Here is a 9,370-nt window from a genome sequence, read left to right as displayed (position 1 = left end):
AGGCAGCCGTTGCAATCGGGCTGCGCAATGCGCTCTTTCACCAGGTTGATGATCAGGTCGTCGCTGACCAGCGCACCGGACTCCATCACCGCCTTGGCCTGCAGGCCCAGCGGCGTGCCGGCCTTGACGGCGGCGCGCAGCATGTCCCCGGTCGAAATCTGGGGGATGCCGTACTTCTGGCAAATGAACGTCGCCTGCGTTCCTTTGCCGGCTCCCGGCGCGCCCAACAAAATCAGTCTCATCGCTTTCCTTCTTTGATGTTTCAATGGCTTGGCCGCTTGTCCCGAGCGGCTGCCCCTGGGCGTGGGGCCGGGGCGACCGTTTGAGGATAGCATGCACATCCTCGCGCCCGGCTTACAGAGCGCGACCCCAAAAAGCCTGCCCCGCAGGGTATGGATTCAGCCTTGGGCCAGCACCCGGCGGACCCGCTCAAGGTCCTGCGGTGTGTCCACACCGGCACCGGGTGCGACCGAGCTCAGGTGCACGGCAATGCGCTCGCCATGCCACAGCACCCGCAACTGCTCCAGCGATTCCGTGGCTTCCAGTGGTGCGGGCTCCAGGCTGGGGAAGCGCTGCAAAAAGCCGGCGCGGTAGGCGTACACGCCCACATGGCGCAGCGGGCGGGGTGAAGGCAGCGCTGACGCTGCTCCGCTGGCCATGCCGTCTCGCCACCACGGAATGGGTGCGCGGCTGAAATACAAGGCGGTCCTCTGCCGGTCCAGCACCACCTTGACCACATTGGGGTTGAGGAAGTCGGCCAGCTCGTCAATGGCATGTGCCGCCGTGCTCATGACGCAATCGGGCCTGGCGTGCAGCTCCTGCGCCACGGCGTTGATGAGGTCGGGGTCGATCAGGGGCTCGTCGCCTTGCACGTTGACCACCACCTCGCCATCGGCCAGGCCGAGCAGGGCGCAGGCCTCAGCCAAGCGGTCGCTGCCGCTGAGGTGGTCGCTGCGGGTCAGGATCGCGCTCACGCCGTGGGCTTTGCAGGCCTGCACGATGCGTGCATCGTCGGCCGCCACCACGCAGCGTTGGGCTGCGCTGCGTTGCGCTTGCCGTGCCACCCGCACCACCATGGGCAGGCCGCCGATGTCGGCCAGGGGTTTGTCGGGCAGCCGGGTGGAGGCCAGGCGCGCGGGAATCAGAACCGTGAAGCTTCCAGGAACCTCGGGCAGGCTCATGGCTGCGGGGTGGGCGCGTTGGGCCGAGCGGCTTCTTCGTCGGTCAGGGGGCGGGCCTCGTGCTCCAGCAAGATCGGAATGCCGTCGCGCACCGGGTACGCCAGACGCGCGCTTCGCGACAGCAGTTCCTGGCTGTCGCGGTTGAAGATCAGGGGCCCTTTGGTCACGGGGCAGACCAGCAGTTCGAGCAGTTTGGTGTCCATGGGGGAATGATAGTCGCGCGGCTGGCCGCTCTGCCGCTTCAGGCGCGGGGTTTCAAGGGCTGAAGGCGCTCGTCCAGCGCGGTGAAGAAGGCGGGATCGGGCGCCAGTTCCAGCGGCACAGCCCAGACCTGGGGACGCTGGCCCGCCGGGCTGGCAACGAGGGCGGGAAACAGCTTGACCGCGTCTTTTTCCGTGCAAAGCAGGGTGATCACGCTGTCCTGCAAGAGCGCTGCATAGTCCGGCAACCCCGCGTGGTCGGGCAAGCCCACTTCCAGGGTGGGTTCGATCCCGCGCGCGCGCAGCATGTCGAAGAAGACGCCGGGTCTGGCGGTGCCGGCCACAGCCGTCAGGCGTTGTCCACGCAATTGCTCCAGCGGCAGTTGTTCGCCCGTGGGTCCCACCACATGGTCGTCCAGGCGCCGTACCGCGCCGAACACCGGCGTGCCAGGCGCGCAAGCCAGAGCAGGGGCGGGCGAGTCTTCACGGCGCTGGTACAGCACCAGATCCGTCGCATGTGTGCGGGCGGTGCGCGGCCAGGGTTCGCGCAGCAGGCCGGCCGGCAGCAGCCAGCCGTTGCCCGTGCCCCGGTCGTCGAACACGATGATCTGCAGGTCTCTGTGCAGGGCCAGGTGCTGCAGGCCGTCGTCGCAGACGAGGATGTTCACCTCCGGGTGTGCGGCCAGCAGCGCCCGGGCTGCGGCCACGCGTCTGGCTGCAACGCAGACGGGGGCATGGGTGCGGCGGTGGATCAGGGCTGGCTCATCGCCGCTGTCCGCGAGTGCGGTGTCGGCTTGAACGAGCACCACCTGCTGGCTGTGGCGGCCGTGACCGCGTGACACCACCCCGGGTCGCCAGCCTTGGGCACGCAGGTGGTTGACCACGCTGATCACCGTGGGCGTTTTGCCCGCGCCACCGACCACCACATTGCCGATGACGATCACCGGCACGTCGACGCGTTGGCTCTGCTTCAGGCCAAGCCGGTACAGGGCGCGGCGCATCGCGAATAGAGCGCCATACAACAACGACAAGGGCCAGAGCAACCGGGCCAGCCAACCGCGCCGCTGTGAATTGAGCAGCCAAAGAGCCTGCCAGCGGGCCTGACTCATCGGTGCAAAAAAATGCCGCCGCTCAGGGCTTGCCGCGGGCAGCGGCAGCGCCAGTCTGCTGCGTGGCGAACGTGATCTGCACGAGGCCGGCGCGCCGCGCGGCGTCCATCACATTGATCACCGACTGGTGCGTGGCTGCTGCGTCGGCGCTGATGATGATCACGGTCTCGGTATTGCCCTCGGAAGCGCTGGCCAGCGCGCTGGTGAGCAGCTCGACGCTGGTGCCTTCCAGCACCTGCTTGTTGATCGAATAGCGCCCATCGTTGCCCACCGCCACCACCACTTCGCGCTTGTTGGTCTTGGGCGCTTGCGCGTCGGCCACGGGCAGGTTGACGTTGAGTTCGGTGAACTTGCTGTAGGTGGTCGTGAGCATCAGGAAGATGAGCACCACCAGCAAGATGTCGATGAACGGGATCAGGTTGATCTCGGGCTCGTCGCGCGTACCGGGACGGAAGTTCATGGCCTCAGTGCTTGCGCAGGTTCAGCAGGTGACGGGCAAAACGTTCGGCGGCCAGTTCCAGGCCCAGCAGGTAGTCGTCCACCCGGCCGCGGAAATAGCGCCAGAAAATCAAGGCGGGGATCGCCACGATGAGACCGAAGGCGGTGTTGTACAGGGCAATCGAGATGCCCCGCGCCAGCTGCGCCGGATCGCCCATGCCGGGCACACCGCCCGCACTGCTGGCACCCTGCGCGCCGAAGATCTCGATCATGCCGATGACGGTGCCCAGCAAGCCCAGCAGCGGCGCGGCCGATGCAATGGTGGCCAGCGCGCCGAGGTAACGCTGCAACTGCGCTGCCGCTTGCCGCCCGGCGCCTTCCAGGCTGGCGCGCAGGTCGTCTTCGCTGGCGCGCGGGTTGCTGTTGAAGGTGCGAAACCCGCTGGCCAAAACGGCACCGAGCACGGAGTTCTGTTCGAGCTGGGTCACCACATCCGGCCCTGGCACGCCATTGCGCGAAACCATGATGGCTTCATCCAGCAACTTGGGCGGAATGATCTTGGCGGTTTTGAGGCTGACGAACCGTTCGATGACCAGGGCCAGTCCGAGAACGGAACAGATGATCAGTGGCCAGATGGGCCATCCTGCGGCTTGTATGATGGAAAGCAAGTCTGAACTCCAGGCGTGTGCCGTTGGGTTGCTCGGCGCTAGTCGGTCGGCCGATTATGTCTCAGGGGTGGCGCGCTCCCGGCGCTGGCTTCCCAACCCCCCACCCCATGCCCCGCACGACACGCCGATGTCGTGCACAGATTCTGTGGATAACTTTGTGAAGAACCTGACGAGCATGTGCTGCGGGCCCGCGCCGGGCTTGGGCTTCGTCAGAACGATCAGCAAACAGGCAGTGCAAAACGCTTTCGAATCAATGCGCTATTCGCCCGAGCCTGCCCACGCAGGCCACAGCAGCCGGATCACCAGCATCCACGCGGCCTGTGGACACTTTTGCGCGGGAGACGCCCGTGGTTGACGCGTTTTCAACATCGCAGGCCCCGGCGGCGGGGCGTGTGTGGGCGGTTGGGCCGCTGATGCGCGCCGTTGCAGACACTTTGGCTGCCCGGTTCAATCCGGTGGCGGTGCGGGGCGAGATTTCGGGCTTTTCGCGCGCGGCCAGCGGCCATTGTTACTTCGCACTGAAAGACGAAACCGGCCAGGTGCGCTGCGCGCTGTTTCGCCGCGCGGCCGATCAGCTCACCTTCAGCCCGCGCGATGGACAACTCGTGGAGGCCCGCGGCAAGCTCGACGTGTACGGCGCGCGTGGTGAGCTGCAACTCATCGTGGATTCGCTGCAGCCAGCGGGGCAGGGCGCCCTGTTTGAGCAGTTCCTGCGCCTCAAGGCCCAGCTGGAGGCCGAGGGCTTGTTTGAAGCGGCGCGCAAACGGCCCCTGCCGCCCCAGCCCCGCAGCATCGGCGTGGTCACCTCACTCGGGGCGGCCGCACTGCGCGACGTGGTCACCGCCCTGCGCCGGCGCGTGCCGCACCTGCCTGTGGTGATCTATCCCGCCTCGGTCCAGGGCGCACAAGCCCCGGCCGAACTGCGTGCCGCTTTGCAGACCGCTTACCGCCGCCACACCGAGACGGGCGAAAGCGAGGTCTTGCTGCTGGTTCGCGGCGGGGGTTCGCTGGAAGACCTGTGGTCGTTCAACGACCCCGAACTGGTTCGCCTGATTGCGCGCTCGCCCATGCCGGTGGTCTGCGGCGTGGGCCATGAAACCGATTTCACCCTGGCCGACTTCGTGGCCGACCTGCGGGCCCCCACGCCCACCGCCGCGGCCGAGTTGTGTGCCCCCGCGCGCGAGCAGCGGGTGGGCGAGCTGGACTATTTGCAGGAGCGGCTGGATGCGGGCGCCTGGTCCAACATCGATCAGCGCGGTCAGCGGCTGGACCGCTTGGCGCAGCGCATGGGGCGCCCCTCGGTGCGCCTGCACGACAGCTTGCAGCAACTCGGGCGTTTGCAACACCGCCTGCAGAGCGGCTGGATGCTCACCACGCAGCAGCGGCGCAACCGCCTGAACGTGTTGCAGACGCAGCTCCCGCTGGCCCTGCGCCGCGCGGTGGACGCTCAGCAGCGGCGGCTGCAACGGTGCGAACTCTCGCTGAGCCTGTTGGATCCCCAATTGGTGCTGGAGCGCGGCTACGCGTTTCTGACCGACGCTCAAGGGCTGGCAGTGACAAGGGCCGTGCAGGCGCAGGTCGGGCAGGCGCTCACCGCCAGGCTGGCCGATGGCACCCTGGCCGTTCGGGTGGAGCCCGACATTCAGAGACCCTGACACCTTCGCTGCACAGTCGCGTGCCTACAATGGCCGCCTGATCGCAGGCGCGCCCAGCCCGGCGGCAAGCTTTTTTAACAACAGCACTCACGAGGAACCCCATGGAACACACCCTTCCCGCATTGCCCTACGCCTTGGATGCCCTGGCCCCCCACTACAGCCGCGAGACGCTGGAGTTCCACCACGGCAAGCACCACAACGCGTATGTGGTGAACCTCAACAACCTGCAAAAAGGCACTGAGTTCGAAGCCATGGACCTCGAGTCCATCGTCAAGAAGTCCAGCGGCGGCATCTACAACAACTCTGCGCAGATCTGGAACCACACCTTCTTCTGGAGCTGCATGAAGCCCAACGGCGGTGGCGAGCCGTCCGGCGCGCTGGCCACGGCCATCACGGCCAAGTGGGGCAGCTACGCCGCCTTCAAGGAAGCCTTTGTCAAGTCCGCCGTGGGCAACTTCGGCTCTGGCTGGACCTGGCTGGTCAAGAAGGCCGACGGTTCGGTCGACATCGTCAACATGGGCGCCGCCGGCACCCCGCTGACCACCGGAGACAAGGCCCTGCTGACCGTGGACGTGTGGGAGCACGCTTACTACATCGACTACCGCAACGCCCGCCCCAAGTTCGTGGAAACCTTCCTCGACAAGCTGGTCAACTGGTCGTTTGCCGAAGCCAACTTCGCCTGAGTCCCGGGCTTCCTGGTGAGAGGGCTCGAAGGGCAACCTTCGGGCCCTTTTTCTTGGCTGTCAGCGGGAAAAGAAGGCAGAAATTTCACCTCGATTTTTGCATTGTGAGATTTGGGTCCTAAAAGCGGGGTTCTTGGGAAGCCCCGGAAAGCAAAATCACGGCTGGTCTGTTTGTCCTCTTCGTCATACCCTGCCGGGAAGAGTCAGATGGACCCTACCCAACAATTTTGGAGATACGCGATGAGCAGTCAGCAACCCACCATCATTTACACCCTGACGGACGAAGCCCCCTTGCTGGCGACCAGTGCGTTTCTCCCCATCATCCGCACCTTCGCGGCGCCAGCCGGCATCAAAGTGGCCACCAGCGACATCTCGGTGGCCGCTCGTGTGCTGGCGGCTTTCCCCGAATGCCTGACCGAAGAGCAGCGTGTTCCAGACTTTCTCGCCGAACTCGGCAAGCTGACGCTCAAGCCCGAAGCCAACATCATCAAGCTGCCCAACATCAGCGCGTCTGTGTCGCAGTTGGTGTCCTGTATCAAGGAACTTCAGGCCAAGGGCTACGCCATCCCGGACTACCCGGAAAACCCCAAAACCGACGAAGAGAAGGAACTGCGGGCGCGCTATTCAAAGTGCACCGGCAGCGCTGTCAATCCTGTGCTGCGCGAAGGCAACTCCGACCGCCGCGCTCCCCGGGCCGTGAAGGAATACGCCCGCAAGAACCCGCACAGCATGGGCGAGTGGAGCCAGGCCTCGCGTTCGCATGTGTCGCACATGCACGCGGGCGACTTCTACCACGGCGAAAAGTCCATGACGCTGGACAAAGCGCGCGACGTGAAGATGGAGCTGATCACCACGAGCGGCAAGACCATCGTGCTGAAGTCCAAGGTGTCGCTGCTGGACCGCGAAATCATCGACTCCATGTTCATGAGCAAGAAGGCTTTGCTGGAGTTCTATGAAAAAGAGATTGAAGACGCCCACAAGACCGGCGTGATGTTCTCGCTGCACGTCAAGGCCACCATGATGAAGGTCTCGCACCCGATCGTGTTTGGCCACTGCGTGAAGATTTTCTACAAGGACGCCTTCGAGAAGCACGGCAAGCTGTTCGACGAACTGGGCGTGAATGTCAACAACGGCATGGTCGATCTGTACAACAAGATCGGCACGCTGCCGCAAAGCAAGCAGGACGAGATCAAGCGCGACCTGCACGCCTGCCACGAAGGCCGGCCCGAGCTGGCCATGGTCGACTCGGCCAAGGGCATCACCAACTTCCACTCGCCCAACGATGTGATCGTGGACGCCTCCATGCCCGCCATGATCCGCAACAGCGGCAAGATGTGGGGGGCAGACGGCCGCCTGAAGGATGTGAAGGCTGTGATGCCCGAGTCGACCTTTGCCCGCATCTACCAGGAGATCATCAACTTCTGCAAATGGCACGGCGCCTTCGACCCCAAGACCATGGGCACGGTGCCCAACGTGGGCCTGATGGCGCAACAGGCCGAGGAATATGGCTCGCACGACAAGACCTTCGAGATCACCGAAGACGGTGTGGCCAACATCACCGACCTGGCCACTGGCGAAGTGCTGCTGAGCCAGAACGTGGAGCAGGGCGACATCTGGCGCATGTGCCAGGTCAAGGACGCCGCCATCCGCGACTGGGTCAAGCTGGCTGTGAGCCGCGCGCGCAACTCGGGCATGCCCGTGGTGTTCTGGCTCGACCAGTACCGCCCGCACGAAGCGCAGATGATCACCAAGGTCAAGATGTACCTGCACGAGCACAACACGGCCGGCCTGGACATCCAGATCATGAGCCAGGTGCGCGCCATGCGTTACACGCTGGAGCGTGTGGCTCGCGGGCTGGACACCATCAGCGCCACCGGAAACATCCTGCGCGATTACCTGACCGACCTGTTCCCCATCATGGAACTGGGTACCAGCGCCAAGATGCTGTCCATCGTGCCGCTCATGGCCGGTGGCGGCATGTACGAAACAGGCGCTGGCGGCTCGGCACCCAAGCATGTGCAGCAGTTGGTGGAAGAAAACCACCTGCGCTGGGATTCGCTGGGTGAATTCCTGGCGCTGGCCGTGTCCATGGAAGATCTGGGTCTGAAGACCGGCAACCTGCAGGCCAAGGTGCTCTCTAAGACATTGGACGCGGCCACCGGCAAGCTGCTGGACAACAACAAGAACCCCTCGCCCAAGACCGGCCAGCTCGACAACCGCGGCAGCCAGTTCTACCTTGCGCTTTACTGGGCCCAGGAGCTCGCCGCGCAAAGCGAAGACCCGGCGCTGGCCGCAAAGTTTGCGCCACTGGCCCAGCAACTGGCCGACAACGAGAAAACCATCGTCGCCGAGCTCGCCGCCGTGCAGGGCAAGCCGGTGGACATCGGTGGCTACTACAAGCCAGACTTCGACAAGCTCGAAGCCATCATGCGGCCCAGCAAGACCTTCAACGCGGCGCTGGCTTCGGTGCAAGCCTGACGAAGGCGTGTGAGTGGGTTGAGGCGGCCTACCGTGTGAACGGTGGGCCGCTCAACTTGGAGCCGGCCTTCAGGCCGCGCTTGTCGAACCATCCCTTGTTCATCTCCAGCACAAAGCGCACAGGCTTGGTGGAGCAGTGCGACGCCAGGCTTTGCGGCTGCATGTCGGCCAGGTTGACGATGGTGCCGTCATCCGACACGAAGGCCGCCGTCAGCGGGAGCAGGGTGTTCTTCATCCAGAAACATTGTTCGGAGGGCTGCTCAAAGGCGAACAGCATGCCTTCGTTAACCGGCATGTCCTTGCGGAACATCAGGCCCACCGCACGTTCCTGCGGGGTGGCCGCCACCTGCGCCTGAATCAGGTGCATGCCGGCCGACAAGGTGACCCGCGGCAACTGAAGCTGGGGTGATTCCTGGGACCAGGCCGACCCTGTCGCAAGGAACAACAGGCACAGCAAGCGGATGGACAGTTTTTTCATGCGTGGAATCGGGTGGTGCAGATCGAGCATTCATTCTCCGCCATCCGCTGGCGGGCCGTCGACCGTGCGAAAATTTCACCCATGTACCAACACATCCAGGTGCCCACCCAGGGCCAGAAAATCACCGTCAACACCGACATGTCGCTCAACGTGCCGGACCAGCCCATCGTGCCGTACATCGAGGGCGATGGCACCGGGGTGGACATCACGCCCGTGATGCTCAAGGTGGTCGACGCCGCCGTGGCCAAAGCCTACGGCGGCCAGCGGAAGATTCACTGGATGGAGGTCTATGCGGGCGAAAAGTCCACCCGGATCTACGGCCCCGACGTGTGGCTGCCCGGAGAAACCCTGGCCGTGCTGCGCGAGTACGTCGTCTCGATCAAGGGCCCGCTCACCACGCCCGTGGGCGGCGGCATCCGTTCGCTGAACGTGGCGCTGCGTCAGGAGCTCGACCTCTACGTCTGCCTGCGCCCGGTTCAG

The 9,370-nt window shown here is 64.7% G+C and carries 11 protein-coding genes; 4 read left to right on the top strand and 7 right to left on the bottom strand.

Features of this window, described 5'->3' with window-relative positions:
* From ACK41V_RS22595 to ACK41V_RS22570, 6 genes are all read right to left on the bottom strand, one after another.
* The coding region (locus ACK41V_RS22595; RefSeq protein WP_409785771.1) for a nucleoside monophosphate kinase at positions 1 to 242 on the bottom strand (242 nt) is incomplete at its 3' end.
* A gap of 156 nt (positions 243 to 398) precedes the next feature.
* The gene (kdsB, locus tag ACK41V_RS22590) at positions 399 to 1,181 is read right to left on the bottom strand and encodes a 3-deoxy-manno-octulosonate cytidylyltransferase (protein WP_409785770.1); all 783 of its coding nucleotides are present in this window, start codon (positions 1,179 to 1,181) and stop codon (positions 399 to 401) included.
* Positions 1,178 to 1,384 (bottom strand): Trm112 family protein, encoded by a 207-nt coding sequence (locus tag ACK41V_RS22585; protein WP_409785769.1) that lies wholly within the window; start codon positions 1,382 to 1,384, stop codon positions 1,178 to 1,180. Before ACK41V_RS22585 ends, kdsB begins: the two co-directional genes overlap by 4 nt.
* A gap of 38 nt (positions 1,385 to 1,422) precedes the next feature.
* Positions 1,423 to 2,490, bottom strand: a complete 1,068-nt coding sequence (gene lpxK / locus ACK41V_RS22580) for a tetraacyldisaccharide 4'-kinase (RefSeq protein WP_409785767.1) — start codon at positions 2,488 to 2,490, stop codon at positions 1,423 to 1,425.
* Positions 2,491 to 2,512: 22 nt separating this feature from the next.
* Positions 2,513 to 2,950, bottom strand: a complete 438-nt coding sequence (locus tag ACK41V_RS22575; RefSeq protein WP_409785765.1) for an ExbD/TolR family protein — start codon at positions 2,948 to 2,950, stop codon at positions 2,513 to 2,515.
* 4 nt (positions 2,951 to 2,954) lie between these two features.
* Positions 2,955 to 3,596, bottom strand: a complete 642-nt coding sequence (locus ACK41V_RS22570) for a MotA/TolQ/ExbB proton channel family protein (RefSeq protein WP_409785763.1) — start codon at positions 3,594 to 3,596, stop codon at positions 2,955 to 2,957.
* Between the two features lie 347 nt (positions 3,597 to 3,943).
* Here ACK41V_RS22570 and xseA point away from each other — a divergent pair, with 347 nt between their 5' ends.
* The 3 genes from xseA to ACK41V_RS22555 all read left to right on the top strand — a co-directional run bounded on the left by xseA (position 3,944) and on the right by ACK41V_RS22555 (position 8,412).
* On the top strand, positions 3,944 to 5,251 hold the full coding sequence (gene xseA, locus ACK41V_RS22565; RefSeq protein WP_409785761.1) for an exodeoxyribonuclease VII large subunit: 1,308 nt from the start codon (positions 3,944 to 3,946) through the stop codon (positions 5,249 to 5,251).
* A gap of 101 nt (positions 5,252 to 5,352) precedes the next feature.
* Entirely contained in the window at positions 5,353 to 5,934 is a 582-nt protein-coding gene (locus tag ACK41V_RS22560) for a superoxide dismutase (protein ID WP_409785759.1), read from the top strand.
* 240 nt (positions 5,935 to 6,174) lie between these two features.
* Positions 6,175 to 8,412: an NADP-dependent isocitrate dehydrogenase gene (locus ACK41V_RS22555; RefSeq protein WP_409785757.1), complete on the top strand. Its 2,238-nt coding sequence runs from the start codon at positions 6,175 to 6,177 to the stop codon at positions 8,410 to 8,412.
* Between the two features lie 28 nt (positions 8,413 to 8,440).
* On the opposite strand, the gene ACK41V_RS22550 is transcribed toward ACK41V_RS22555, so the two are convergent.
* Entirely contained in the window at positions 8,441 to 8,890 is a 450-nt protein-coding gene (locus ACK41V_RS22550) for a DUF192 domain-containing protein (protein ID WP_409785772.1), read from the bottom strand.
* 81 nt (positions 8,891 to 8,971) lie between these two features.
* Between ACK41V_RS22550 and ACK41V_RS22545 the strand changes: the two genes are divergently transcribed.
* A partial coding sequence (locus ACK41V_RS22545; protein ID WP_409785755.1) for an isocitrate/isopropylmalate family dehydrogenase occupies positions 8,972 to 9,370 on the top strand: 399 nt, incomplete at its 3' end.

The organism is Acidovorax sp. (assembly GCF_046291265.1).
Lineage (GTDB): Bacteria > Pseudomonadota > Gammaproteobacteria > Burkholderiales > Burkholderiaceae_C > Acidovorax.
This window is presented reverse-complemented; position numbering and strand designations above follow the sequence as displayed.

What these genes read in the sequence shown, in the direction of transcription:
- kdsB (WP_409785770.1), bottom strand. Translation starts at nt 1,181, where the DNA reads ATGAGCCTGCCCGAGGTTCCTGGAAGCTTCACGGTTCTGATTCCCGCG.
- ACK41V_RS22585 (WP_409785769.1), bottom strand. Translation starts at nt 1,384, where the DNA reads ATGGACACCAAACTGCTCGAACTGCTGGTCTGCCCCGTGACCAAAGGG.
- lpxK (WP_409785767.1), bottom strand. Translation starts at nt 2,490, where the DNA reads ATGAGTCAGGCCCGCTGGCAGGCTCTTTGGCTGCTCAATTCACAGCGG.
- ACK41V_RS22575 (WP_409785765.1), bottom strand. Translation starts at nt 2,950, where the DNA reads ATGAACTTCCGTCCCGGTACGCGCGACGAGCCCGAGATCAACCTGATC.
- ACK41V_RS22560 (WP_409785759.1), top strand. Translation starts at nt 5,353, where the DNA reads ATGGAACACACCCTTCCCGCATTGCCCTACGCCTTGGATGCCCTGGCC.
- ACK41V_RS22555 (WP_409785757.1), top strand. Translation starts at nt 6,175, where the DNA reads ATGAGCAGTCAGCAACCCACCATCATTTACACCCTGACGGACGAAGCC.
- ACK41V_RS22550 (WP_409785772.1), bottom strand. Translation starts at nt 8,890, where the DNA reads ATGAAAAAACTGTCCATCCGCTTGCTGTGCCTGTTGTTCCTTGCGACA.